We start from the raw sequence: 24,707 nt of genomic DNA, 5'->3' as shown, positions 1-24,707 counted from the left end.
TTTATAGGTTGTATTGTGCAAGATACCAATGAACTACATCGACAGATTTTAGAAGTGATTGCCTTAATTCCCTATGGAAAAGTGGCAAGTTATGGGCAAATTGCCAAGCTAGCAGGTTTGCCTAAACATGCACGTCTAGTCGGTTATGTACTCAAGCATTTAGATATCGAAAGTACCATCCCTTGGTATCGTGTCATTAATTCTCAAGGCAAGATCAGCGTAACTCGAATCAATGAGAAGGGTGAAAATGTTCAACAGAGCTTATTAGAGGCAGAAGGGATCTATTTATTAAATGGAAAAGTGAGTTTAAAAATATTTGCTTGGCAGCCTTAACTCGGATGTGAGTTTAGAACGCATAATCTGTTATTGCAGAATTCAGCAAATATAAATTATACGTTCTGAGACTTTTAATGATTCAGCGAACAATTAATACAGGAATATGGCTTTCTGCCAAAACTTTCTGCGCTACGCTACCCAGTACAAATTGTTTAAAGCCTGTACGCCCATGTGAACCCATAATAATCAAATCTACACCGATGTTTTGGGCCGCACCAATAATTTCCTGATGCACTGAAAAGCCTTCCAAGACTTGAGTAGCGACTGTAAGTCCATGTTCTTCAAACTTTTGCTCAGCCTTAGTTAAATTATCTTGCACATAGCCTCGAACACGTTCAATCAGCTCATTGCTTTGTCCCATACGAACATAGGCATCGGCAAGATAGGGGTCTAAAGTCATCACTTCAACCACAGTGATTTCACTATTTAACGCTTTTGCGAGTTGGGCTGCTTCCCGAATGACATTCGCAGCAATTTCAGAGTCATCGATCGCCACTAAGATTTTTTGATAAGCCATGTGAGTTACTCCTTATACTTATGATTTTGCATTGAATTCAGTATTTAAAAGTTGTTTAAATTACAAGCTCTATGGTTATAGTAAACCTGTTGAAAGATAAATAAAACCTAGCATTTTTATAGGGATAGTTATTATTTATAGGAGAATGGTTAAGATAGGATTTAATTAAAAATACATGAAATTTCTATAAAAATAGAATAGTGATATATCAGTGAGTTATCGCTAAGGAGGGATTAATATTGTTCAAAAAAGTGAATTAATGATTCAACATCATTGGTCTGTAATTGTTCACGCATTTTTAAAATTTGCTTTTCATCTAAGTCATAAAGTCTGAGGGAAAGCAGTTTTTCGATGTCCTGTTCAGAGAAACGGTATTTAATCACTTTGGCAGGTACGCCAGCAACGACTGCATAAGGCGGTACATCTTGCGTGACCACAGCACCTGTCGCCACGACTGCACCTTCGCCCAGTTTCACCCCTTGCATGATCATGGCTCGGCTACCAATCCAGCAACCGTCGGCAATGACAGTATCACCCGCGGGCAGAAAGCTGCGTGTATCAAACGGAAAAGTCGAGATCCAATCGGAGCGATGCAGTTGATTACCACCCATCATAATCACGCATTCAGCACCAAAGCAGACAAAGTTGCCAATATGGAGTTGATCAATCGGTTTCTCTGCCGTTGAAGCTTTGTCATGTAGATAACGGACTACACAACGTTCAAAGCCTTGGTCCCAATAAGCAGAATAATAAGAATAATTGCCTTTGATATGGATATTCGGATTTTTCACCGTTTTAGCAATAAATTCGAACTCGCACCAATGTTTAACAGGAGAGTTGATCAATGAATCCATATCTAGACAAAATTAAAAAAAAGCTGGGCTATTATACCCAGTGTTCGAGGGAATAAATATAAAACCTCGCCGTACTTAAATAAGGCGAGGTGTATTTGAGTTTAAAGTACGTATTGTTCTAATCTTGTTGGCTAGATTTAGTCGATTACATAACAGATCAATACTTAAAGCTTAAGCTTGCTGTTACGCTACGTGGCGAACCATACATATTTTGACGTATCCAATAATTCACTTTTTCATAGTATTTTTTATCAAATAGGTTATCTACGTTAATCGCAAACTTATAACGTGGATTAATTTGATAGCCTAGGCTTGCTGAACCCAGTGTATAGCCATCTTGTTGAACCCGCTGACTACCAGATCCATCGTAATAACTAGATACGGCTCTTAAACCAAATCCAACATTGACTCCTTCAACGACTGTTGCGGGTAGTTTATAAGTCGTCCATAAATTAAAATTGTGCTTAGGTGTAAAGGTGTTAACCGGTTGTCCTTGTTGGTTTGGGTCAGTTAGGTATTCACTTTTGGTATAGGCATAGCCTGTTGTGATTTGCCAATTATCGGTAATTTGCCCACTTGCTTCGATCTCAAAACCACGGCTACGTGCTTTACCTGCCGCCACTGAATAGCCATAACCTTCTGGGGCAGTACGATCTGCAATCGCACGGTTTTTGTCATCTAGTTGATAGATTGCAGAAGAAAGATTTAAACGGTCATCGAAGAAAGCCGCTTTCAGTCCAGCTTCAACCTGAGTACCAGTCCGTGGATCAAGTTGTTTACCTTTGCGACGCGTTATAGGGTCGTAGCTAAAGTTATTTTGTGGTTTAAAAATTTCCGAATAGCTAGAGTACAGAGATACATTTGGATTAAGGTCGAATAATACTGCTGCATAAGGGGTAAATTCTGCTTTTGCATCATGGGTCGCTGCTGGTTCGGTGCTGTCTTCCCCTTCAGCTCGTAAGGAGGTTGAGACAGATTTCCACCAACTAACACGGCCACCTCCGACCAAGGTTAAACGTTCAAGTGGTTTGATTCTCAATTGGCTGTAAATACCATAGTTTTCTATTTTTTCTTTGCTGACATTGGTGTCGTAATCAAAATCCGGCTCAGCAAATTGGTACTGGTTGTCATGATGGATATTGATTGTACCTATCAGTGGTGTTCCCCAAGATGAATAATTGGTTTTTGAGTTGCCTTTTAGATAATCGGCACCGATCAGGAAGTTATGGGTCTGTCTAGCAAACAGGAAAGGGGTGTTAAAAAATAAATCTGCACTGAAATCTTTATCCTCGCGTTTAAAGGCCAATGCGCTAAATTTGGACATATCACCATTAGCGTCTGGTAAAGAAGGATCGCTATATTTGGCATGATTATCACGTATACTCTGGCGCACCGTGGCTTTGATCAGCCCATCATGATTTAAATGATGCTCCAGTTCTGCAAAAAATTCTTTATTGGTTAGATCTTGCTTGTTCCAGTCCTGTACAAAGCTTGTTTTACGCGAAATATTGAGAAGATTTCCATCGGGGCCATACGGTAAACCACGTGATAAGACCGTGTTAATATCTTGATAGGTTGCACCGAGTGATAGTGTGGTATTGTCCTGAAGATCATATTCCAGTGTGCCGTATACCAGTTTCTTATTGCCATCAATGCCGTTCATAAAGGTATCGTAATCTTGTACTGCTGTGACCAGTCGGCCGCGTAATGCGCCATCCTGTGTAAGCTTACCAGTAACATCTGCCTCGCCACGATAGTTATCCCATGAGCCAGCACTTACCTTACCAGTCAAGGCAAAATCAGCCAATGCACGCTTGCGCACCAGATTAATAGAAACACCTGGTTCACCTGCGCCACTGAACATACTCGATGCACCACGTAATACTTCAATACGGTCAAATACAGATAGATCCAGATAGGTTCCGTTTGAATCGGTTCTTAAGGTCGTACCATCCATTTGGTAGGTATCACTGCCATAACCCCGGGCATTGAAATCATTATAATTTCCTGCTGCATCGTAACGTACCACAGTCAGCCCCGTGACATATTTCATGGCATTATCAATGGTCGAAATATTTTGATCATCCAAACGTTGACGGGTAACTACAGAAACCGACTGTGGTGTTTCTTTGAGTGATTGTGTGGTTTTTCCGATCGCTATTTTTTTAGTTGTGTATGAGGTTGATTGCTCTTTTTCTGCAGCGACTTTGATGGTCGGTAGGGTATTTGCTGTGACTTGTGCATTGATAATGTTTTCGTGATCTGATGTGGTCGGTTCAGCCATCACCTGTGTGAATTGACCACACAGCATTAACATCGGTAAAGCGACTTTAGTACCGCCTGCGATCAACTGTAGCGCACGGGAGAGGGGATATTGGGTGAATCGTACAGTCTGCTGCATAAGGGGATACCTATTAAATATGCATAATGTTTAATTTTGTTAATGATAATTAGAATCAATAGCGTTATCAAATAATTCTTAGCAGAATTCTAATTTTTATGATCAATGGTTATTTGAGCTTTAAAAGCGGAAACTTGAATTCGGGAAAAATTTTCAAGGCCATGTAAACACGTGTTGAATTTGATTGGGAAAGACAAAGCCGAATAAGGAAAAGAGATTTTAGTGATATTCATCGATGATCAAATGATCATCGAGTTATAGTATTGACTAAGGCTTTGTGCTTGCCATATATCATTTCTATACATTTTCAAGGAAAAATAATGAAAGTAAGGGTTCTAAAAAACACAAGCGATGATATTTATGATGATATTGTGAAACAACATGCGCTTATTGTTGGTAAAGAATATAGGGTGCTTGAGATCAGCGATAGTACATTTCGTTTATTAAATGAATGCAAGGAACCAATCTTATTTGATAAAAATTTATTTGAAATCACCGATCCTACAATTCCTAAAAGTTGGATTAAACAAGAATATGAAGATGGAGAGTACTCTATCACTCCACCAGAGTTTTTAACCCATCGTTATTTTTTTGAGGAATATTTTGATGGCAATTCTGATGTGATTCAACAGTTCAATAATTACTTAATATCTATTCAAGGCTCATAAATAAGCCTCCCACTGGAGGCTTATTTATTGTTAAATATTAAATATATTCCACGCTGACAATTTCGTATTCAACTTCACCTTGTGGTGTTTGAATTTTTGCTTCGTCGCCTTCACTTTTACCTAAAAGACCACGTGCGATCGGGGAGTTTACTGAGATTTTATTGATTTTAAAATCTGCTTCGTCATCGCCTACAATTTTATAAGTCTTACGTTCTTCTGTATCAAGGTTTTCAATAGTTACAGTCACACCAAACACAACACGACCATTTTGCTCGAGTGTTTTGACATCAATTTCTTGAACTGCACCAAGTTTACCTTCGATATCCTGAATACGGCCTTCACAGAAACCTTGCTGTTCACGCGCAGCATGATATTCAGCATTTTCCTTTAAATCGCCGTGCTCACGAGCTTCAGCAATCGCTTGGATAATACGTGGGCGATCCACTGTTTTGAGCTGTTGTAATTCTTTCTCTAAGGCAACCTTGCCTTCGGGAGTCATAGGGTAACGTTGCATTTCAGTCCCTCTAAATTGGTTGGGAAAATACAGGATTAAAAAAAGAAAAAGCCCGCCACCGATAAGGTGACGGGACTTTATCGGTAGAGAATTAACCTACAGTTTGTAAATCTTGCAAGCGGTATACATCCATTGGCAATTTCACAGCAAATGCTTGGCAAACAGCCTCTGCACCGTTGATTGTCGTGGTGTAATACACCTTGCCTTGGAGGGCAGCACGACGAATCATGGCAGAGTCATACTGAGCTTGTTTGCCTTCAGTTGTGTTGACAATAAGATGAATTTCACCATTTTTCAAGCGGTCAACAATATGTGGGCGACCTTCGGTCACTTTATTGACAGCTTGACATTCAATTCCAGCTTCTTTCAGCACACGATGTGTACCGTTGGTTGCAACCAGCTTAAAGCCATAAGCGATTAACTGTTTTGCAATGTCAGCAATGTATTTCTTATCTGATTCACGAACCGATAAGAATGCATGTTTCACTTCGCCTTCTGTTGGTAAGCCTGGTAAACGTTCGTTAGAACCAAGCACCGCTTTATAGAATGCTTCACCAAATGTTTTACCCACACCCATCACTTCACCTGTAGATTTCATCTCAGGCCCAAGCATTGGATCTACGCCAGGGAATTTGGCAAATGGGAACACAGCTTCTTTAACAGCAAAATGTGTTGGAATGATTTCTTTGGTGAAACCTTGTGATTCCAAAGATTGGCCAGCCATACAGCGTGCAGCAACTTTTGCTAACGAATCACCAATACATTTAGATACGAAAGGAACGGTACGTGATGCACGTGGGTTCACTTCAAGGATATAAATGTCATTGCCTTTCACAGCAAACTGAACGTTCATCAAACCGATTACGCCAAGCTCTTTTGCCATTGCAACAGTTTGACGACGCATCTCATCCTGAACTTCTTGTGAAAGAGAGTAAGGAGGAATCGAACATGCAGAGTCACCTGAGTGAATACCAGCTTGTTCAATATGTTGCATGATACCACCGATCACAACATCTTTACCGTCAGATACGCAGTCAACGTCAACTTCTGTTGCATCGTCGAGGAAACGGTCAAGTAGCACAGGGGCTTCATTCGACGCTTGTACTGCTTCACGAAGGTAACGTTTAAGTTCTTCTTCGTTATAGACGATTTCCATTGCACGACCACCCAATACATAAGATGGACGTACTACCAGTGGGTAACCCACTTTAGCCGCTTCAGAAATACCTTCTTCAGCAGATTTTACGATGCTGTTGTTTGGTTGACGAAGCTGTAGACGTTGAATCATTTGTTGGAAACGTTCACGGTCTTCTGCACGGTCAATCGCATCAGGAGATGTACCAATGATTGGGGTACCTGCTTCTTCCAAAGCACGTGCCAATTTCAAAGGTGTTTGACCACCGTACTGTACGATCACGCCTTTAGGCTTCTCGGTACGTACGATTTCAAGTACATCTTCAAGTGTTACAGGCTCGAAGTATAAACGGTCAGATGTGTCATAGTCGGTTGAAACAGTTTCAGGGTTACAGTTCACCATGATGGTTTCATAACCGTCTTCACGCATTGCAAGCGCAGCGTGTACACAGCAGTAGTCAAACTCGATCCCTTGACCAATACGGTTAGGACCACCACCAATGACCATGATCTTGTCGCGGTTTGATGGATTAGCTTCACATTCTTCATCGTAAGTTGAGTACATGTAAGCAGTACCAGATTCAAACTCTGCCGCACAGGTATCAACACGTTTGTAAACTGGATATACACCCAAGTTCCAACGTTGTTTACGGAATTGCTTTTGTGAAATACCCATCAAGCCAGCAATACGAAGGTCAGATAAACCTTTGCGCTTGAATGAACGGATATTGTCAGCATTTAAGTCACCAAAACCTAATGCTTTCACTTGAGCTTCGGTTTTAATGATGTCTTCGATTTGGATCAAGAACCAACGGTCGATCTTGGTTGCTTCAAATACGTCATCTAAAGAGAAACCATGACGGAATGCATCAGCAACGTACCAGATACGCTCTGGACCAGGTACTTTAAGCTCTTTTAAGATGATGTCTTTTGCATTGGCTGTACCCGCTTCAACTTTCTCGTCAAAGCCACTTACACCAACTTCAAGACCACGAAGTGCTTTTTGTACAGATTCTTGGAAGTTACGACCAATCGCCATGACTTCGCCCACAGATTTCATCTGAGTTGTCAGTACAGGCTCAGCTTGTGGGAATTTTTCGAAGTTGAAACGAGGAATCTTTGTTACTACATAGTCAATCGATGGTTCGAAAGATGCTGGTGTAATACCGCCAGTGATGTCATTTTTCAATTCATCAAGAGTATAACCGACTGCAAGTTTCGCTGCGATTTTAGCAATCGGGAAACCAGTTGCTTTAGAAGCAAGGGCAGATGAGCGAGAAACACGTGGGTTCATCTCGATCACAACCATACGGCCATCTTTCGGGTTAATACCGAATTGAACGTTCGAACCGCCTGTTTCCACACCAATTTCACGAAGAACCGCAACCGATGCATTACGCATTAATTGGTATTCTTTGTCTGTCAATGTTTGCGCAGGAGCAACAGTGATTGAGTCACCTGTGTGTACGCCCATTGGGTCAAAGTTTTCGATCGCACAAACGATGATACAGTTGTCGTTTTTGTCACGAACAACTTCCATCTCGTATTCTTTCCAACCAATCAGTGATTCATCAATCAATAATTGTTTGGTTGGAGAAAGATCGAAACCACGTTCACAGATTTCTAGGAATTCTTCGCGGTTATAGGCAATACCACCACCTGAACCACCCATCGTGAATGATGGACGGATGATGACTGGGAAACCAAAACCTGCTTGGATTGCCAAAGCTTCTTCCATTGTTTCAGCAATGGCCGCTTTTGGACATTCCAAACCAATTTTACGCATCGCGATATCAAACAGTTTACGATCTTCTGCTTTTTCAATCGCTTCTTTTGATGCGCCAATCAGTTCTACATTATATTTTTCAAGAACGCCGTGCTCGTCTAAAGCAAGGGCACAGTTCAATGCAGTTTGGCCGCCCATGGTTGGAAGGACTGCATCTGGACGTTCTTTTTCAATGATTTGTGCAACTGTCTGCCAAGTGATTGGCTCGATATAAGTCGCATCTGCCATTGCTGGGTCGGTCATAATGGTCGCTGGGTTAGAGTTCACCAAAATAACGCGATAACCTTCTTCACGAAGCGCTTTACATGCTTGCGCACCTGAATAGTCAAATTCGCAGGCTTGACCAATGACAATAGGACCAGCACCAATAATTAAGATGCTTTTAATATCCGTACGTTTAGGCATTATTCGCTCCTTAATTACTTCTTAGCTGCTTCGATAAGTTCGATGAAATGATCGAACAATGGGGCACAGTCATGTGGACCAGGGCTGGCTTCAGGGTGACCCTGAAAACTGAATGCTGGTTTGTCAGTGCGATGAATACCTTGGTTTGTACCATCAAACAGTGAACGATGTGTCACTTTTAAGTTTGCAGGTAAAGTACTCTCGTCAACAGCAAAGCCGTGGTTTTGAGAAGTAATCATCACTGTACCTTTCTCAAGATTTTGTACAGGATGGTTAGCGCCGTGGTGACCATGATTCATTTTCATGGTTTTCGCGCCAGAAGCGAGCGCTAAAATTTGGTGACCTAAACAAATACCGAATACAGGTAAGTTGGTTGTATCAACAATGGTTTTCACTGCTTCAATGGCATAGTCACATGCTGCTGGATCACCAGGACCATTTGACAAGAACACGCCATCTGGATTGAGTGCGAGTACTTTCTCAGCAGGTGTCTGTGCAGGAACAACAGTCAATTTACAGCCACGGTCTGCAAGCATACGTAAGATGTTGGTTTTGACACCATAATCGTATGCAACAACATGAAATTTTAATTCTGGTTGAGTGAAGCCTTCGCCTAAAGTCCAAGAACCTTCAGTCCATTCAAAACCCGTCGGATCACAGCATTCTTTCGCAAGATCGAGACCGTTTAAACCGCCAAATGCACGTGCTTTTGCAATTGCTTCTTCTTCTGTAATATTTTCGCCAGCAAGGATGCAACCATTTTGTGCACCTTTGTCGCGTAGAATACGAGTCAATTTACGCGTATCAATATCAGCAATCGCAACAACATTATGTTGTTCCAAGTATTCACTGAGAGATTGTTCAGCACGGAAATTACTGTGTAATAAAGGCAGATCACGAATAATTAAACCATTCGCCCATACTTTATGGATGCGACCTGATTCAACGTCTTCACTATTACAGCCAGTATTTCCAATATGAGGATAAGTCAACGTCACAATTTGTTGTGCGTAGCTTGGGTCGGTCAAAATTTCTTGATAACCAGTCATGGCAGTGTTAAAAACGACTTCACCAGTCGTACTACCCGATGCACCGATAGACGTTCCTTTAAAGATCGTTCCATCTGCGAGGGCTAAAATGGCGGGGGTGCTCAAACCAAAGCTCCTGAACTAAGACCACAAAAATAGGGCTGTAAAAAAGCGAGAAGACATAAAAAAAGGCAGGCCGTCTTTAAAAAAACATGCCCCTCCTTCCAGTCTGCTCGCTTGTAACTTAACAGCGCATTATACGCATGAGTCCGTGAAAAGTCTATGTGTTTTATTTATTAAAGTTAGGAATTATCGAATTCTTTTTAAGCAAGCGGACAGAGGTGTCTATTGCAAAATCGCTCATCCAGATATCGTTATCATGAGATATTATGCAAATTGTTAGACAATTTTTTTCGTGTTTGAGTTGTAGCCGTTTTATCTTATAGCTAGCCAAAAAATCAACAATCAATAATGAGGGGAAACAAAATGGCTGACAATCAAACAACACCTGCAACTGCTGAAGAAGTGAAAGCTGCTGTAGTTGAAAAAACCACGAAAGCGAAAGAAGTGGTTGCTGAAAAGACTGCTGAAGTGAAAGAAGTAGTTGCTGAGAAAACTGCAAAAGCGAAAGAAGCGGTTGCAGAAAAAACAGCGAAGGCAAAAGAAGTGATTGCTGAAACTCAAGAGCAAGCCAAAGAAGTGATTGCTGAGACTCAAGGTCAAGTGAAAGAAGCTTTAGCGGAAACTCAAGAAAAAATTGAGACTGAAGCAAAAGAGTTAAACCAAAACATTCAAAATCAGCTTGTACAGATCAAACAAGATCTTTTAGAGCGCATTGAAGTGATTAAAACTCAACTTAATTCATCGCAAGGTAACTTGCTTGAACTGAAAAATGTATTAAAAACAGAGTTAAATGCATTGATCGAAGACTTAACTAAAGTGAGCAAAGAGTTGAAAGATGACATTAGTCAAATTTCAGTGAAGCATAAAGATACTTTAGTTGTGAGCCTTAAACGTACTAAAGAGCAAGCTGTTGAAGCTTGGAATAAAGTACGAGCAAGCTAATAAATTGTATACAAAAAAAAGCGAGAATTTTTCTCGCTTTTTTTATGCACAAAACATTAGAACTGATGCAACCAGTCGCGTTTATTATGAAAGTCAGCTTGAGGACTACTGTGCTGCATTGCAAAATAATGCATACCTTGTGTGGTATTCAACACCATGCTTAGACCGAGATATAAGTCAGACCATTTCAATTTATGTTGTTGCATGAATTGGGACAGATCTAAACTGACGTTTAAACCATAATGGGTCCGCTGTAAATGATTCAGCTCAATGTCATACGCAGCGATTGGCGGCATATTTTCAGGAAAGCGATATTCTTCAAATTGATAGACTTGCCAAGCTTGAGAAGGGGAGAGATTAATTTCACGATAGAAATCTTCATCTTTCACACCAACAAAAATCTCAAAGCAAGTCTGTTCCCATAAAAAGTCTTGACGTGGATGCGCAGCGACTTGATCTGGGTAGATCAAAAATTGATTTGGGTCACGAACCCAAAAACCAACATTTAGGGTTGCTGGCGTTTGTTGCTCAATCGCTCCAACTACGGTAATGGCGCTAAAGCGATCAAAGGCAGACAGTTCATAACTTGCCATCGTAATTATTTATTACTTAAATGAGCAAAACGAACTAAGTTAGAAAGGTGTTGGTTTTGTTTGGCTGCTTTTTTATAGAGCAAAACAATTTTACCAATTTTCTGTACAGACTCTGCACCTGTTGCTTCAACAATCGCATCAATTACAGCCGCACGTGCATCACGGTCTTCACCCGCAATTTTTACTTTGATCAACTCGTGGTCATTCAGCGCACGATTTGTTTCTTCAATGACGTTTTCTGTGAGACCTTGGCTACCAATCATTACAACTGGGTTAAGCGCATGGCCAATTTGACGTAAACGCTTACGTTCATGGATAGATAAAGCCGCCATTAAAAATACCTGATTGGAAAAACGACCTAGTATAACTTGCATCCCGAATCTAAGATAGATTGAGCAGACCAGCACTTGAAACAAAAATGTGAAAATTGCTAAAAATAATCAATCGTGTTGATCGAAAAAAATCTGTAAAACTTCGTGTGAATGAAGTACATCCGTACTGTAATGAGAGTAATTTTCACGTACAATGACTGATCAGAAGTTTTTTGAAATTTAGTGAGTTATGGCAACACGCATTACCAATCAAAAATTGTCTAAAAGCAGTCGTGTGTGGATGCGAGAGCATTTGGATGACCCTTTTGTCAAAAAAGCACAAAAGGAAGGTTATCGCGCACGTGCCGCATATAAACTACTTGAAATCCAAGAAAAATATAAAATGATCAAGCCTGGTATGACGGTTGTCGACTTAGGTGCAGCACCAGGCAGTTGGTCTCAAATTGCAGGTAAACTGGTTGGGTCAAAGGGCTTGGTGATTGCTTCAGATATCCTTGCAATGGATGCACTTCCAGATGTGACCTTCTTACAAGGCGACTTCCGTGAAGAAGAAGTTTTCGAAAAATTGTTAAATATTTTAAATGGACGTCAAGTAGACATTGTAATTTCAGATATGGCCCCCAATACATCAGGTAATAGGGCTGTTGATCAACCGCGTCAAATTTACTTATGTGAATTGGCTTTGGATTTTGCTCAGAAAGTTCTCGGACCAAACGGACAGTTTATTGTTAAAGTGTTCCAAGGGACGGGATTTGATGAGTTCCGAAAACAGGTGGTCGATAGTTTTGATGTATTAAAAACAGCCAAACCTGCGGCATCACGTGCTCGATCGAAAGAAGTTTTTTTGATTGGCCAAGGTCGTAAAAAGGCATTGCAATAAAAGTGTACTTGCCAAGTTGTTAAAAATTGTGCATTTTGTACCTTTTAAGTTTTTTGCAAAGCAAATTCATTGCTGTTTTTGTGAAGGTCAGCCAAGATTAGGTATGATCAAATTAGATTGATATGGGAATAAAGCCTTGAGCGATTACTTCAAGAATGCCGTATTGTGGCTCATCATACTCGGTGTTCTGATTTTGATTTTTAGCAACGTCAGTGACCGCAATAAGCCTGCAGCGATGAAATATTCTGATTTCGTTGCAGCGGTGAATGCTGGGCAAATTAAACAAGTCACAATTGACGGTTTAAATATTAATGGTGAAAAAACCAATGGTTCTGCCTTTGAGACGGTTCGTCCTCAAGTAGAAGACACTGAGTTGCTACCAAGCTTGAATAAACAAAATGTAGTTGTTGAAGGCACAGCGCCACAACGTCAAGGCATTTTGATGCAACTTCTCATTGCGAGTTTCCCTGTATTGCTCATCATCTTATTATTCATGTTCTTCATGCGTAATATGGGCGGTGGAGCAGGCGGCAAAAACGGTCCTATGAGTTTTGGTAAGTCAAAAGCAAAAATGTTATCTGAAGATCAAATCAAGTTAACATTTAGTGATGTTGCAGGCTGTGACGAAGCAAAACAAGAAGTGGTTGAAATCGTTGATTTCTTAAAAGACCCTGCAAAATTCAAACGCCTTGGTGCAACCATTCCACGTGGTGTACTGATGGTTGGTCCTCCGGGTACAGGTAAAACATTGTTGGCGAAAGCGATTGCTGGTGAAGCTAAAGTTCCATTCTTTAGTATCTCTGGTTCTGACTTCGTTGAAATGTTTGTCGGTGTCGGTGCTTCTCGTGTCCGTGACATGTTCGAACAAGCAAAACGCCATGCGCCTTGTATCATCTTTATTGATGAGATTGATGCAGTTGGTCGTCATCGTGGTTCGGGTACAGGTGGTGGTCATGATGAGCGTGAACAGACCCTGAACCAGATGCTTGTTGAAATGGATGGTTTTGAAGGCAATGAAGGCGTGATCGTTATTGCTGCAACCAACCGTGTTGATGTATTGGATAAAGCATTGCTTCGTCCAGGCCGTTTTGACCGTCAAGTGATGGTCGGTTTACCAGACATCCGTGGTCGTGAACAAATTTTAAATGTTCACTTGAAGAAACTTCCTTCTGTTACAGGTGTAGATCTTAAAGTTCTTGCACGTGGTACACCAGGATTCTCAGGTGCGCAACTTGCGAATTTAGTCAATGAAGCTGCATTGTTTGCTGCTCGCCGTAATAAAAATACGGTGGATATGCATGACTTTGAAGATGCCAAAGACAAGATCTACATGGGTCCTGAACGTAAATCGATGGTGATTCGTGAAGAAGAACGTCGTGCAACGGCTTATCATGAAGCGGGTCATGCAATTGTTGCTGAAATCTTACCGGGTACAGACCCAGTGCATAAAGTAACCATCATGCCACGCGGTTGGGCATTGGGTGTTACTTGGCAGCTTCCTGAACAAGATCAAACCAGCCATTATAAAGATAAGATGTTGAATGAACTTTCAATCTTATTTGGTGGTCGTATTGCAGAAGAAGTGTTCATTAACCAAATGTCGACAGGTGCATCTAACGACTTTGAACGTGCAACTAAAATGGCGCGTGCAATGGTGACCAAATATGGTATGTCTGATGCGCTTGGTGTCATGGTTTATGAAGATGAAAACCAAAATGGTTTCTTCGGTAATGTAGGTAGTCGTACGATTTCTGAAGCTACGCAACAAAAAGTAGATGAAGAAGTACGTCGTATCTTGGATCAACAGTATAAAGTTGCACGTGATATCTTGGAAAATAACAAAGATATCGCTCATGCAATGGTGAAAGCATTGATGGATTGGGAAACAATCGATCGTGATCAAATCCGTGACATCATGGAAGGTCGTGAACCTCAACCACCTAAAGTTTATGTTGCTGAAAATCCAGTGGCTGCATTTGAACCACCGAAAGATGGTCCATCTACACCACCACCATTACCAGCAATGGGCTAAATCAAGATGAAATAAAAAGAGCGGCTTCGGTCGCTCTTTTTTTGTTTGGATTTTAGTCCAAACTGAAAATAAATCATCAACGTTCTAGGGGCTGTGTTGTTAAAATAAGCCCGTTAAAGTACCAAGAGTCTTGATCATGCAGTTGATGCCATTACCACAATATCAGTTACAGTGCGGTCGTTTTAAATTAGATCTCTCTCAGCCTCATGTAATGGGCATCTTGAATGTCACTCCTGATTCATTTAGTGATGGTGGGCAGCACCATCAAAAAGATCAAGCGATCAAACATGCTTTACAGATGCTTGAAGAGGGTGCAACCATCATCGATATTGGCGGAGAATCGACACGTCCAAATGCATCACCTGTGACGTTAGCAGAAGAAATTCGTCGAGTGATTCCTGTAGTCGAAGCCCTCTCAAATTATGATGTAATCATGTCGATTGATACCAGTCAGCCAGAAGTGATGCGTGCTGCCGTACAAGCTGGTGCACATATCTGGAACGATGTTCGTGCATTAACACGTCCACAGGCCTTGGAAACCGCTGCTGAGTTGAATATTCCTGTGGTGCTGATGCATATGCGGGGTGAACCGACCAATATGAATCAGCTCGATCAATATGATGATGTGACGGAAGATGTGATTTTTGAATTGCAGCAACGCTTGGATCAAGCGATTGCAGTGGGAGTCAGAAAAGAAAATATCATTATCGATCCTGGTTTTGGCTTTGCCAAAAATGCACAGCAAAATTTTCAATTGCTGAATGAGTTTTGGAAGCTCAATCGAATGGGCTACCCAATCTTATCGGGCCTTTCACGTAAACGTTTTATCGGTGAAGCCTTAAATGGTGTACCTGCGCAAGAGCGCGCGGTTGGCAGCGTGGTAGGGCATCTATTCAGTATTCAGCAGGGGGCAAGTATCGTTCGTGCCCATGACGTTAAAGCCACTCGCGATGCGATAAAAGTCTGGAACATGATGCAAGCTTAAATTTATTGCTATGTCAGTAGAGCTTGAGGGCTCTATTGACTTGCCTGAATAGATTAAATATAACAAGACTATAAAATAAGATAAGTGATATTAAAAATGGAAAGTAAAACAATTACATATAAAAGTTTATGGGTGTTTGCGCTCATTCTTAGCCTTGGCTTTATTATTTCTGCTGGGGTGATGGGTGTTGCACTGAAACAGTTTAATAGCACTAAAAATTCTATTACAGTCAAGGGTTTGGCTGAAAAACCAATTCAAGCCGATTCAGCACGCTGGGAGATTCACTTACAAACCAGCCACACGTCTGACACGATTCCACAAGCGTATCAATTGCTTGATCAACAAATGAAAGAGTTACAAAGCTTTTTTGTCGAGCATGGTTTTAAAGCGGCGGATATGCAACTCGGAAATAAAAGTTCTCAACCCTATTATGAAGAAGTGAATATGGGCGAAGGGCGGATCAATCGTGAGTTTAAAGGCTATATGGCATTGCAATCCTTAGTGATCGCTAGTCGCGATATCAAGAAGATTGAACAGGCAGCCAAAGAAGCTTACCGACTGGATGAAAAAGGCATAGCTATTGAACAGAAACCTGAATATCTAGTATCGAATTTAGAAGAAATCAAAATGTCTTTGATTGCCAATGCGACCAAGAATGCGTATAGCCGTGCCAATGAATTTGCCAAAGTGGGTGGTGTGAAAGTGGGGATGATGCGCTCTGCTAGCCAAGGTGCATTTTATATCCTGCCTGAAAGCGGTTCGGATGACGACAGTGATTATGGTGGTGCTTATGACAAAGCTACCATTAATAAAATTGCTCGTGTAGTGGTCACCATCAATTATGCGATTGAGTAAAACTTTTGCTGTAGATCATGAATAAGCAATTCTGGAAAGATACATTCGAATACGATGTATCTTTCTTTTTTTGCATACAATTCTCTGTATATCGACTTTATTTGAAAAAACGAAATAGAATTGGGAACTTGAACAATGCATCAATCAACAAAAATATTAACATTAACTGTGCTCAGTTGTATGGTGATGGCTTGTAGTACACCTGTTAAACAATACGATCAGGCTACAGTCGAAACCGCAATGCCAGTGTCACCAGCACCTATAACCATGTCAAACCAAGGATTGGCACAAACTCGCAAGATGATTGCACCTGCATCTTATATTGCAGTCATGCCGAGCATGGAGAGACCACGTTTAGAACAGAACACTGAAAAATACCAAAAAAATGAGGTCAATCCTGTTCATCGTGTCGCTGATCAAGCTATTTCAACTTTTAGTATTGATGTAGATACAGGTAGTTATACCAACACACGCCGTTTCTTGAATGATGGCCGACTACCACCCGTTGATGCTGTTCGTGCCGAGGAAATGATTAACTATTTTGATTATCAGTACCCACAACCAAATAGTATTCACCCATTTTCAGTCACGACTGAAACGGTAGATTCGCCGTGGAAAGAAAATGCCAAACTGATCAAAATCGGCATTCAGGCCAAAGATTTAAGCACTAAACAATTGCCACCTGCCAATCTGGTGTTTTTAGTCGATGTCTCGGGCAGTATGGATGCATCAGATAAATTACCATTAGTTAAACAAACTTTGCGCTTACTCACTGAGCAACTTCGTCCACAAGATAAAGTCACCATTATTACTTATGCCAGCGGTGAAAAGCTGGTGCTAGAACCGACTGCCGGTGACCAAAAAGATAAAATATTGGCAGTGATTAATGCATTACAGGCAAGTGGTGCAACAGCAGGTGAGCAAGCCATTCAACTGGCCTATAAGCAGGCTGAAAAAGCCTTTGTGAAAAATGGCATTAACCGCATTTTACTGGCGACGGACGGTGATTTTAATGTCGGTATTACTGATTTTAGTACCTTAAAAGGCATGGTGGCTGAGAAACGCAAAAGTGGTATTTCTTTAACAACATTGGGCTTTGGCACAGGGAACTACAATGAGCAGCTCATGGAACAACTGGCGGATGCAGGCGATGGCAATTACAGTTATATCGATAATAAAAATGAAGCCAAAAAAGTAGTACAGCGTCAGCTTTCTTCAACGCTTGCAACTGTTGCTCAGGATGTCAAAATTCAGGTCGAATTTAACCCAGCGACGGTGAAAGAATATCGTTTAGTCGGCTATGAAAACCGGATGTTGAAACAGGAAGATTTCAATAACGATAAGGTTGATGCAGGAGATATTGGGGCAGGTCATAATGTCACAGCAATTTATGAAATCGTTCCAGTAGGTCAACAGGGCTGGCTCAATGATTCACGTTATCAGGAATCTAAAAAAACAGAGACAACGAAAAAGTCTGAATATGCCTTTGTAAACTTGCGCTATAAATTGCCAAATCAACAAAAGAGCATTCTTTTAAATCAAGCTGTAAAAGCTGAAAGTAAGCCCCTTGCTCAAGCTAATAATGATACACGCTTTGCGATTGCGGTTGCATCGTATGCTCAGCAGCTAAAAGGCGGGCAGTACAATGGCGCATTGGGATGGGATCAAATTATCCAATTGGCACAACAATCAGCGAAACCTGATCCTTATCAGATGCGAGAGGAATTTGTCGAGTTGGCGAAGATTGCCAAAAGCTTAAGTGCTAAAAAAGATTAAAGTTTGGTTTTTAAAAAAGCGGTCGGAAGCATTCGGGTGGCTGACCGCTCGCTAGCTTGATTGGGTTCATGACGAATTGATATTCATCATATCTCAGCTAAGTGAGCTAAATAATTATAATATTTGGTTAAAAATTCTTGTCTAAAATGTCTAGAGAAATGAATCAAACGGTTTAAAAATCGATTTAAAACGATGTTATATTTACTTGGAAAATCCTTATATTAGGAATAAAAAGTGACACTCAGTATCAAAACACCACTAATTAAATCGAGCCAATTAAGTGAACTGAATAATTGTAATGTTTGGTTGAAAATGGAATCTTCACAACCGACAGGTTCATTTAAGCAACGTAGTATTGGCAATGCTTGTCTAAAATATGTAGAAAAGGGTGCGCAGAAATTCATTAGTTCTTCTGGTGGAAATGCGGGTATTTCAGTGGCGTATATGGGCAATGTGTTGAATATTCCCGTCACTGTCGTTGTACCTAAAATCACCTCGCAACAAGCGATTGATTTGATGTTACAGCAGGGTGCCGAGGTCATTGTTCATGGTGATTCATGGATGGAAGCGAATGAATTGGCACTTTCCTATGTCAATGAAAAGGCTGTTTATATTCATCCTTTTGATGATCAATATCTTTGGGATGGTGTCGCTCATATTATTGATGAAGTCATTGAAGAAGGTATCCATCCGAATGCTGTTATTTTATCAGTAGGGGGTGGCAGCTTAATTTCTGGTATTCATCAAGGTTTGAGTCAGAATCATTTAGATATTCCAATTTATGCAATTGAAACCCATGGTACTGCTTCTTTAAATAGCTCAATGAAGATCGGCAAACATATAACGCTAGATGAAGTGACAGGAGTCGCGACAACACTTGCAGCGAAACAGGTCTGTGAAAATGCATTTATGATTTCGAAAAACCACAATGTTCAAGGGATGACAGTGTCTGATCAAGAGGCAGTGCTAGCATGTTTGAAGTTCTTGAATGATCATCGCACTTTAGTCGAGCCTGCCTGTGGCGCAACATTATCTATTTTGTACAATCAAAAAATTAACTTTATGCCGCAGGATGACGTTTTAGTGATTGTCTGTGGTGGTGCTTCGATTACCTTTGAACAGCTTTCGAAATATGCTGAGCAATTTGCTGTACCAGTAAGGGCTTAGCCTATTGGTTATGTATCTTCACTTTTCTTATAGCTAGGATTTATTAGCGCGTAGATGGTCTCACTAATTTTTAAAAAGCGGTCGGAAAAACCGCTTTTTTTATGTCTAAATATCGTGATTTTGGTCGGATTATGTTATAAGCATGGCGTTTTATTGGCATATTATTTTTTATGTTTGAAGATTTACTCCTCCCCATGTTTGATGATGAATATTATCCCGATATTCTCGTCGCTGAAGTGAAGCAACATATCCATCGCTTTTCAAAAAAGGTCAGTCGTACAGACTTATCTGATACGGAAATTTATCGTTATGCAAATCAGACCTTGATTGAAATTAACGAGATGAAGCCGCAATTTGAAGACCTGGATTCAAGTTTAGATGACACTGCCGCAGATTACATTGCAGAAGCCATGATGATGGTGGTGCAAGATGTCGGTTACTTCGACATTGAAATGGAAGAATTGATTGCCAATCGAGAGTGGTAAAAATCACTCTCGTTGGTTTTTTATAATAAAAATAACTATTTCTCAGTGGTTTCATCCCAAAACTTAGGCAAAACAATTTGCCCTGAAATCCATGCTTCAATTTTAGGCTGTTTGATTCGTTGATAATACTGGCTTTCGCTCTTGATCAACAAACCCAAAGTATCACCCTGTTTAAGTTGCCCATAGACACTAGGTAACTCGATGGTTTGTGCTGTTCCCATTTGATTGTTTAAGCCCAATCGAATCTGGTCATAACTTCTTTTTTGAGTTGGATTAAATGGCGCAGTCTGATCATTTAAAATTGCATATTTCCCTGTAACTTTTGATTTCACCGCAACTGAAATAAATAACGTCGCATTCGCATACTCAGGTGCTGTTTCCATGTTGAGGGTGAGTCGCGGGGAGCCTGTCATTGAAATTGGTTGCAAAGCGGTATGAATTGGAACAAATACCGCTTGCGAGGTGGTTGGCGCAACCCATGTTTTTTTCAGCTGATATTCAGTCACAGGACTAAGCTCAGTCAGCTGATTCACTGGACTTTGGTCAATACATAATTCAGGTAAAGATTCGGTAGCTGTTTGGTCTTTCAGTTTTTGGTTAAACCAAGCCAAGATGGTTTTTTGGAGATTATATTGCTGCTGATGACCGCAACTGACTGATTTACCGATATACCAAAATGGCGTGCTCCCGAGCGGAGAATGTTGGGTAAAAGGCTGCAAATGCCCCCCTTGTACGCCAATCAAATGCACCTCTCGCTGAGCCTGTTGTAGGCATTGTGCAGCTTTGACACCCTCATTAAATGGAAATAACACATCCCTGAATCCTTGAATGATCAGTGCATCTGCTTGAGGGGCCTGATGATGACTACAAAACCAGCTGGCTTGGTGTGTTTTAAGAAAATCGTAGGTGGATTGCCTTAATTGTCCATGTTGCGTATCCAGATAAGCCTGCTTGAGTTCAGGGTCAAATTTATTCCAATTCCACCAATCCCCAATCAGATTGAGGAAACCAATCCAGTTACTTTTAGGAATGCCATTCGGCGCAAGGCTATGCACGATGTCATACCATGTGGTGATTGGTACGATGGCCTGTAAACGTGGGTCTAAAGCAGAAGCAAGATATTGCACTCCGCCTGCATAAGATTCACCAATCATACCTGTACGAACACCATGCTGATTTTTTGCCAGTTGAGGCAAATTTTTTTCAGCCCAGTTCATGATGCTGATGACATCTTGTGCTTCCTTTGCTGGATCTGTCAGCCGAATTTTACCCTGACTGTCACCATGCCCCCGTTGATCGTAGCTGATCACCCAATAGCCATTTTGCCAAGCTGTTTTTGCCACCTGTCCTGTGGGCAATAGAAATCCATACAAGCTGAGCTCAGGTCGTTTCATACGAGAAAGACCAAAGCCATGGGTATGTAAAAGTAATGGGGCAGTCTGATCTGATCTTAAATGAGGTTGATAGACGGTAAAGGCGAGCACAGTCCCATCAGACGCTGTTGTCTTCGCTTGATAATAGCGTTGTTTTAGCTCGGCTGTTTTGCCTGTAACTGAGATCGGTTGTGTTGTTGCGTGGACACAACCCTGCAAAACAAAGATCAGACTGAGGCAAAGCCATAAGACGTAAGAACGCATAGATTATTTCATCCTTGAACAAATCTTTGAGAAGTCACGCGGTGCGTAGACACAGTGTACTTGAGCCAGTGCCTCGATACTATCACTGATAGGCCATGTTGTTTGACCTATCAGTTTTCATGGTTATAACAAACGTGGTTTTTTGCGATAGGCATATAAAAATAAACCTAGACACAGGAACATTAAACCAAACACAAGATGTGAGCTTAAAGCTTCGTGGTTGAGCCATACACCCCAAAAAGTGGCCAATACTGGCGTTAGAATAGTAATCAGCATTACCGTTGTTGGGTTGAGTTTTTGAATGAGGTGAAAATAAAAAATCATGGCCAATACTGAAGAAAATAATGCGCTATAGAGTAGTGCTAAACTGGTTTGCAGACTGGGTAACTGATTAGGCATTTCAGACAAGAAAAAAGGCAACAAACACAGATAACCGAACCATGAAACGATGGTCGAACCTGTGGTTTGAATGATTGGGTGAATTTCTGCACCTACTTTTGCAACGACAAACATTGACAGCACGTAAAGTAAAACAGCAATGATTTCATAACACACGCCAATCACATCGAGTTGAATATGTTCCGCTCCTATACCAAGTGTGAGTGATAAGCCAAAAATTGCGAGACTAAGTCCATACCATTGGCGTTTTAAAAAATGTTCCCGTTTTAAGATAAATACCGCAATCAGACCAGACCATAGCGGAGCAGTGCCATAAATAATTGAGATCATGCCTGATGAAACACGAGTCGCTCCCATATAACAAAAAGTCATTGAACCAAATAAGCCAATCGCACCTGCCGCATAGCTAATGAAGGCTGTATAAGTGAAGTCGAGTTTGAGTCGAAAATAAAGCAAGCACATACAGGCCAAAGGAATGGCCAAACTGAACCGAAAAAATAATCCCCACGCCCAATGAATTTCATGCACCGTCAAGACCGCGGCCAATGGCGTCAATGACCAAATCAGCACGACTGCAATGAATTGACCGACTGTAGCAAGGCGAGGGTGGATAGGGGCTACAGTCGGTTGGATCTGTGTGCTTGGTATAAAATTCTTTTCTGGCAACTGTGTCATGGTCATGCTCCTGTGATAACAACGGTAGGTTGAGTGGTCGTAAATTTAGGCAATAAAAAAGGTCGCTGTTGAGGCGACCTTTGTTTTCATATGATGTTTTTAACTTGTCATCGGATGAATATGTTTAAAGTCTCCTCGCATAAATATGCAGACACGTCGCCATCCGGCATTGACAGAAATGCAATGCGCAATGGTAATGAGACGTGAAGAAGAAACCTTGTGGATCAACATATAAAAAATTCTAGATTGGACCAGTTTTTTATAGCACAAGGTTTGGATAAAAAATAGTCGTTTTCTCAAATAAAGATAAAAATATCAGTAAAGAAAATAAGTCATTTAGCATTGCTTAAATTGCGGATTTTTCCATAATGTTGCTATCAAATCTTGAAAGAAGTCTGCTCTTGTCTGCTTTAGAAATCGTTGCAGTGATTATTAGCCTTATTGGTGTGACATTGACTATCCGACGCAATATGTGGTGCTGGTGGTTTAATTTTCTGGCCTGTGGGTTGTATGCCTATTTTTTCTTTACCATCAAACTGTATGGTGAAACGATCCTGCAATTTTTCTTTATTGTGATGAACGTCTATGGATTCTATTATTGGTTGAAAGGCAAGCGTCACGATCATGATATTCGGATTGAGCCCATTGCCAAGACCGTTGTGCTGTTCCAAATGTGTTTGTCGGTGGTGTTTGGTCTAATCTTTGGACTGATTCTTAAACACTTTACCGATGCTGCTGTACCCATGCTGGATTCACAGTTGGTGGCGTTTAGTTTACTTGCGACTTATTGGACTAGCCGTAAGCATATTGCAACATGGATCCTCTGGATTTTTGTCAACATTATCTACGTGGGGATGTTTAGTTATAAAGAAGTTTTCCTTACAGCAGGCTTATATGCTGCTTTTGTGGGATTGGCAGCATATGGCTGGTGGCAATGGGAACAGGTCAAGCAGAAACAAATAGCATAATCATAAATAAGGGCAGCTGAGCTGCCCTTATTTGTTACTGTTCAATGATTATTTAGTTGTGGCTTGATAGCTTTGTACTGCTTGACGACCTAAAGCAGGATCATCGGTAAACAGACCATCAATTCCAGCTTTGAAATAGAGCTGCATTTCTTTGAGCGATCCTGTAGGGCAACGTTCGGCTGCTTTAGCTGGATCAGAACTACATTTTAAGTGGGTGGGTAGAAAGTTATTCTCAGGACGGAAAGTATAAGGATGAACTTTTAAATTGACTTTGTGTGCATCCGCAACAAAAGAAGTCGTCTCGTTCAATGCCGCATCTTTAAAAACATAAGCTTTTGATGGGCCGACACCATTGGCGTATTTTGAGACATCGTTAAGACCACTCGCCGTTGCTAAATCTGCATAGGTCTTGGGATTATTCTGATCTACGTAATCAGCAGGTCTTGCATTCGGAGCGTCATAGAGTTGAATCAATTGCGCATGCTTGACACTCTTATGTAGATCTAACTGATTCTTTAAATATTTTAAATTGCTGACTTCAAATGATTGTAAATAAACAGGTGCAATGTCTCGTGTGTATTGATATTTAGACAGTGTTTTAAGGAGTGTGTCTTCCATTGCCAAATTTTGTTTTTGGAAATAGGTGGGATGTTTGGTTTCAACATAGAGACCAATGATTTTCCCCGTTTTTTTATAATATGCATCTGCAAGTTCAATGATCTGTTCTAGTGTCGGAATCGGATAGAGATCATTGTATTTTTGATTATCTGGTCGATATTGCGGAATACGCTCACGTGCTTTCAGTTGTTGTAATTCTTGTAAGGTGAAATCTTCTGTAAACCAGCCTTCCAAAGTCATTCCATCAATAACCTTGGTTTTTTTTCGATCGGCAAATTGAGGCAGGGTCGAAACATTGGTGGTACCACCAATTTCATTTTCATGGCGAGCAACTAAAACTCCATCACGGGTTGAAACCAGATCTGGTTCAATAAAATCGGCACCATCATCAATCGCTTTTTGGTAAGAGGCAAGTGTATGTTCTGGACGCAACGCACTTGCACCGCGATGTCCAACCACTAAAATTTTTGGAAGTTGATATTCTGGTTGAGTGGTATTGGTTTGATGATCATTGTCATCATTACAACCTGCTAGGCTAATCAGACCGAGACAAAGAACTGCTTTTTTCAACATGGATAAGCTCATTGGTTTTTATAT

General features: G+C 40.8%; 22 protein-coding genes. 11 read left to right on the top strand and 11 right to left on the bottom strand.

Features of this window, described 5'->3' with window-relative positions; all coding sequences use genetic code 11:
- Positions 1-12: 12 nt before the first annotated feature.
- Positions 13-333 carry an MGMT family protein gene (locus MMO42_RS13890; protein WP_241320955.1) on the top strand — a complete coding sequence of 107 codons (321 nt, stop codon included), beginning with the start codon at positions 13-15 and terminating at the stop codon, positions 331-333.
- An 82-nt stretch (positions 334-415) separates the two neighbouring features.
- Here MMO42_RS13890 and MMO42_RS13885 read toward each other — a convergent pair whose 3' ends face one another.
- The 3 genes from MMO42_RS13885 to MMO42_RS13875 form a co-directional block, all read right to left on the bottom strand.
- Positions 416-853, bottom strand: coding sequence for a universal stress protein (locus MMO42_RS13885; RefSeq protein WP_241320947.1), 438 nt, complete (start codon positions 851-853; stop codon positions 416-418).
- Positions 854-1,086: 233 nt separating this feature from the next.
- Positions 1,087-1,707, bottom strand: a complete 621-nt coding sequence (locus MMO42_RS13880; RefSeq protein ID WP_241320946.1) for a CatB-related O-acetyltransferase — start codon at positions 1,705-1,707, stop codon at positions 1,087-1,089.
- A 157-nt stretch (positions 1,708-1,864) separates the two neighbouring features.
- On the bottom strand, positions 1,865-4,108 hold the full coding sequence (locus MMO42_RS13875; RefSeq protein ID WP_241320945.1) for a TonB-dependent siderophore receptor: 2,244 nt from the start codon (positions 4,106-4,108) through the stop codon (positions 1,865-1,867).
- A 320-nt stretch (positions 4,109-4,428) separates the two neighbouring features.
- On the opposite strand from MMO42_RS13875, the gene MMO42_RS13870 reads away from it, so the two are divergent.
- Positions 4,429-4,776: a hypothetical protein gene (locus MMO42_RS13870; protein ID WP_241320944.1), complete on the top strand. Its 348-nt coding sequence runs from the start codon at positions 4,429-4,431 to the stop codon at positions 4,774-4,776.
- Between the two features lie 37 nt (positions 4,777-4,813).
- Here the strand turns inward: MMO42_RS13870 and greA are convergent, their stop codons facing one another.
- The 3 genes from greA to carA all read right to left on the bottom strand — a co-directional run bounded on the left by greA (position 4,814) and on the right by carA (position 9,769).
- Positions 4,814-5,290, bottom strand: a complete 477-nt coding sequence (gene greA / locus MMO42_RS13865) for a transcription elongation factor GreA (protein ID WP_005150395.1) — start codon at positions 5,288-5,290, stop codon at positions 4,814-4,816.
- A gap of 91 nt (positions 5,291-5,381) precedes the next feature.
- Entirely contained in the window at positions 5,382-8,615 is a 3,234-nt protein-coding gene (gene carB / locus MMO42_RS13860; RefSeq protein ID WP_241320943.1) for a carbamoyl-phosphate synthase large subunit, read from the bottom strand.
- A 14-nt stretch (positions 8,616-8,629) separates the two neighbouring features.
- On the bottom strand, positions 8,630-9,769 hold the full coding sequence (gene carA / locus MMO42_RS13855; RefSeq protein ID WP_005201999.1) for a glutamine-hydrolyzing carbamoyl-phosphate synthase small subunit: 1,140 nt from the start codon (positions 9,767-9,769) through the stop codon (positions 8,630-8,632).
- A 360-nt stretch (positions 9,770-10,129) separates the two neighbouring features.
- Here carA and MMO42_RS13850 point away from each other — a divergent pair, with 360 nt between their 5' ends.
- Positions 10,130-10,708, top strand: a complete 579-nt coding sequence (locus MMO42_RS13850; RefSeq protein WP_005296218.1) for a hypothetical protein — start codon at positions 10,130-10,132, stop codon at positions 10,706-10,708.
- A 56-nt stretch (positions 10,709-10,764) separates the two neighbouring features.
- Here MMO42_RS13850 and MMO42_RS13845 read toward each other — a convergent pair whose 3' ends face one another.
- Both MMO42_RS13845 and yhbY read right to left on the bottom strand, forming a co-directional pair.
- Positions 10,765-11,301, bottom strand: a complete 537-nt coding sequence (locus MMO42_RS13845) for a DOMON-like domain-containing protein (protein WP_241320942.1) — start codon at positions 11,299-11,301, stop codon at positions 10,765-10,767.
- Positions 11,302-11,306: 5 nt separating this feature from the next.
- Entirely contained in the window at positions 11,307-11,633 is a 327-nt protein-coding gene (gene yhbY / locus MMO42_RS13840) for a ribosome assembly RNA-binding protein YhbY (RefSeq protein WP_005150404.1), read from the bottom strand.
- A 229-nt stretch (positions 11,634-11,862) separates the two neighbouring features.
- On the opposite strand from yhbY, the gene rlmE reads away from it, so the two are divergent.
- The 7 genes from rlmE (at position 11,863) to MMO42_RS13805 (ending at position 19,813) form a co-directional block, all read left to right on the top strand.
- Positions 11,863-12,513, top strand: coding sequence for a 23S rRNA (uridine(2552)-2'-O)-methyltransferase RlmE (rlmE, locus tag MMO42_RS13835; protein WP_005150405.1), 651 nt, complete (start codon positions 11,863-11,865; stop codon positions 12,511-12,513).
- 136 nt (positions 12,514-12,649) lie between these two features.
- Positions 12,650-14,545: an ATP-dependent zinc metalloprotease FtsH gene (gene ftsH / locus MMO42_RS13830; protein WP_005150407.1), complete on the top strand. Its 1,896-nt coding sequence runs from the start codon at positions 12,650-12,652 to the stop codon at positions 14,543-14,545.
- A 136-nt stretch (positions 14,546-14,681) separates the two neighbouring features.
- A complete protein-coding gene (folP, locus tag MMO42_RS13825) occupies positions 14,682-15,530 on the top strand; it encodes a dihydropteroate synthase (protein ID WP_241320941.1) in 849 nt (282 codons plus the stop codon).
- Positions 15,531-15,626: 96 nt separating this feature from the next.
- Positions 15,627-16,385, top strand: coding sequence for an SIMPL domain-containing protein (locus MMO42_RS13820; RefSeq protein ID WP_241320940.1), 759 nt, complete (start codon positions 15,627-15,629; stop codon positions 16,383-16,385).
- A gap of 135 nt (positions 16,386-16,520) precedes the next feature.
- Positions 16,521-18,161 (top strand): VWA domain-containing protein, encoded by a 1,641-nt coding sequence (locus MMO42_RS13815; RefSeq protein ID WP_241320939.1) that lies wholly within the window; start codon positions 16,521-16,523, stop codon positions 18,159-18,161.
- A gap of 234 nt (positions 18,162-18,395) precedes the next feature.
- Positions 18,396-19,328, top strand: coding sequence for a pyridoxal-phosphate dependent enzyme (locus MMO42_RS13810; RefSeq protein ID WP_241320938.1), 933 nt, complete (start codon positions 18,396-18,398; stop codon positions 19,326-19,328).
- 170 nt (positions 19,329-19,498) lie between these two features.
- Positions 19,499-19,813: a DUF5713 family protein gene (locus MMO42_RS13805; protein ID WP_241320937.1), complete on the top strand. Its 315-nt coding sequence runs from the start codon at positions 19,499-19,501 to the stop codon at positions 19,811-19,813.
- A gap of 35 nt (positions 19,814-19,848) precedes the next feature.
- On the opposite strand, the gene MMO42_RS13800 is transcribed toward MMO42_RS13805, so the two are convergent.
- Together MMO42_RS13800 and MMO42_RS13795 are read right to left on the bottom strand one after the other, a co-directional pair.
- Positions 19,849-21,450: a CocE/NonD family hydrolase gene (locus MMO42_RS13800; RefSeq protein WP_241320936.1), complete on the bottom strand. Its 1,602-nt coding sequence runs from the start codon at positions 21,448-21,450 to the stop codon at positions 19,849-19,851.
- Positions 21,451-21,573: 123 nt separating this feature from the next.
- Complete coding sequence (locus MMO42_RS13795; RefSeq protein ID WP_241320935.1) at positions 21,574-22,524, bottom strand: DMT family transporter; 951 nt, start codon at positions 22,522-22,524, stop codon at positions 21,574-21,576.
- A 401-nt stretch (positions 22,525-22,925) separates the two neighbouring features.
- Between MMO42_RS13795 and pnuC the strand changes: the two genes are divergently transcribed.
- Positions 22,926-23,492, top strand: a complete 567-nt coding sequence (pnuC, locus tag MMO42_RS13790; RefSeq protein ID WP_241320954.1) for a nicotinamide riboside transporter PnuC — start codon at positions 22,926-22,928, stop codon at positions 23,490-23,492.
- A gap of 48 nt (positions 23,493-23,540) precedes the next feature.
- On the opposite strand, the gene MMO42_RS13785 is transcribed toward pnuC, so the two are convergent.
- Positions 23,541-24,683 carry a glycerophosphodiester phosphodiesterase gene (locus tag MMO42_RS13785; protein ID WP_241320934.1) on the bottom strand — a complete coding sequence of 381 codons (1,143 nt, stop codon included), beginning with the start codon at positions 24,681-24,683 and terminating at the stop codon, positions 23,541-23,543.
- Positions 24,684-24,707: the final 24 nt, after the last annotated feature.

This window comes from Acinetobacter sp. ANC 3882 (assembly GCF_022549545.1).
GTDB lineage: Bacteria > Pseudomonadota > Gammaproteobacteria > Pseudomonadales > Moraxellaceae > Acinetobacter.
The sequence above is the reverse complement of the archived record's forward strand: the minus strand, read 5'-3'. Positions and strand labels throughout refer to the sequence as shown.

What these genes read in the sequence shown, in the direction of transcription:
- MMO42_RS13795 (WP_241320935.1), bottom strand. Translation starts at nt 22,524, where the DNA reads ATGACACAGTTGCCAGAAAAGAATTTTATACCAAGCACACAGATCCAA.
- folP (WP_241320941.1), top strand. Translation starts at nt 14,682, where the DNA reads ATGCAGTTGATGCCATTACCACAATATCAGTTACAGTGCGGTCGTTTT.
- MMO42_RS13885 (WP_241320947.1), bottom strand. Translation starts at nt 853, where the DNA reads ATGGCTTATCAAAAAATCTTAGTGGCGATCGATGACTCTGAAATTGCT.
- MMO42_RS13820 (WP_241320940.1), top strand. Translation starts at nt 15,627, where the DNA reads ATGGAAAGTAAAACAATTACATATAAAAGTTTATGGGTGTTTGCGCTC.
- greA (WP_005150395.1), bottom strand. Translation starts at nt 5,290, where the DNA reads ATGCAACGTTACCCTATGACTCCCGAAGGCAAGGTTGCCTTAGAGAAA.
- rlmE (WP_005150405.1), top strand. Translation starts at nt 11,863, where the DNA reads ATGGCAACACGCATTACCAATCAAAAATTGTCTAAAAGCAGTCGTGTG.
- MMO42_RS13845 (WP_241320942.1), bottom strand. Translation starts at nt 11,301, where the DNA reads ATGGCAAGTTATGAACTGTCTGCCTTTGATCGCTTTAGCGCCATTACC.
- MMO42_RS13805 (WP_241320937.1), top strand. Translation starts at nt 19,499, where the DNA reads ATGTTTGAAGATTTACTCCTCCCCATGTTTGATGATGAATATTATCCC.
- MMO42_RS13880 (WP_241320946.1), bottom strand. Translation starts at nt 1,707, where the DNA reads ATGGATTCATTGATCAACTCTCCTGTTAAACATTGGTGCGAGTTCGAA.
- MMO42_RS13800 (WP_241320936.1), bottom strand. Translation starts at nt 21,450, where the DNA reads ATGCGTTCTTACGTCTTATGGCTTTGCCTCAGTCTGATCTTTGTTTTG.
- yhbY (WP_005150404.1), bottom strand. Translation starts at nt 11,633, where the DNA reads ATGGCGGCTTTATCTATCCATGAACGTAAGCGTTTACGTCAAATTGGC.
- carB (WP_241320943.1), bottom strand. Translation starts at nt 8,615, where the DNA reads ATGCCTAAACGTACGGATATTAAAAGCATCTTAATTATTGGTGCTGGT.
- MMO42_RS13875 (WP_241320945.1), bottom strand. Translation starts at nt 4,108, where the DNA reads ATGCAGCAGACTGTACGATTCACCCAATATCCCCTCTCCCGTGCGCTA.
- MMO42_RS13815 (WP_241320939.1), top strand. Translation starts at nt 16,521, where the DNA reads ATGCATCAATCAACAAAAATATTAACATTAACTGTGCTCAGTTGTATG.
- MMO42_RS13850 (WP_005296218.1), top strand. Translation starts at nt 10,130, where the DNA reads ATGGCTGACAATCAAACAACACCTGCAACTGCTGAAGAAGTGAAAGCT.
- MMO42_RS13870 (WP_241320944.1), top strand. Translation starts at nt 4,429, where the DNA reads ATGAAAGTAAGGGTTCTAAAAAACACAAGCGATGATATTTATGATGAT.
- MMO42_RS13785 (WP_241320934.1), bottom strand. Translation starts at nt 24,683, where the DNA reads ATGTTGAAAAAAGCAGTTCTTTGTCTCGGTCTGATTAGCCTAGCAGGT.